Annotated in this window: 1 protein-coding gene; it reads left to right on the forward strand. The window is 35.1% G+C overall.

Going from position 1 to position 811, the window contains the following annotated elements; translation table 11 throughout:
• Positions 1 to 315 (forward strand): AAA family ATPase (locus WKT20_RS18115; protein ID WP_340417873.1); only part of this gene is annotated, 315 nt, incomplete at its 5' end.
• Between the last annotated feature and the right edge of the window lie 496 nt (positions 316 to 811).

The raw sequence follows: 811 nt of genomic DNA on the forward strand, positions 1-811 counted from the left end.
CAAAAAATTCTTGAAAAAGATGCTTTTCTTGCTGTTGACAATATCGAATTTTCTCTTCATCCGAAATTGATAGAACATATCATTGAATGTTTTTTGAAAGAATCAGAACAGGCCCAGTTGTTGGTCACTACGCATTATGACGGACTGTTAGGAGAGGAAGATTTTCTTAGAAAAGATAATGTCTGGTTTACAGAAAAGAATCCGGATGGTTCAAGTGTATTGTATCCTCTAACCGATTTCAAGGGATTGAATAGGATTAGTTCTCTCCAAAAAGCATACAGGTTCGGTAAATTCGGTGCAATTCCTAACCTATAATCATGTACTTTTATGAAAAAATCCAGGAAATATAGTGAACCCTGAGAAAGATAAATGGGTCAATGAAATATTTGCAGACTAAAAAATGATTTAACTCATGGGCTTTCTACCAAATGTTCAAAATTTCATAAACTGCATTGGGAACAATGACGACTTCGTTTGCTTCGCTGTTCAAAAAAAGAGGAAAAGGATGCTTTTGTTCTTATATACTTAAAGATGATGTTGGACTTGCTGGTTGTAATTCAGTTTGGGCATCGCGTTATAAAATTCTTGCTATGTCTCGCCATCTGAGAGATATCGTAGATGGGGTTTGCAATTAAGAACAAGTTTGTGAGTTTTGAGTGTCTTATCTATGATACAAGAATCAAATTTCAGTGTTATGAGGTTTTTACTGTCGGTGAATTTTGAGACAGTTTAGGTAATAATTTACTTAGGGGTAAGCATTATGTGTAACCATTCTATTTTCCGCCTTGACACGCATGTTCCCTAAACCTAC

Source organism: Phocaeicola sp. ICN-14070, assembly GCF_037892625.1.
GTDB classification, from domain to species: Bacteria; Bacteroidota; Bacteroidia; order Bacteroidales; family Bacteroidaceae; genus Phocaeicola; species Phocaeicola plebeius.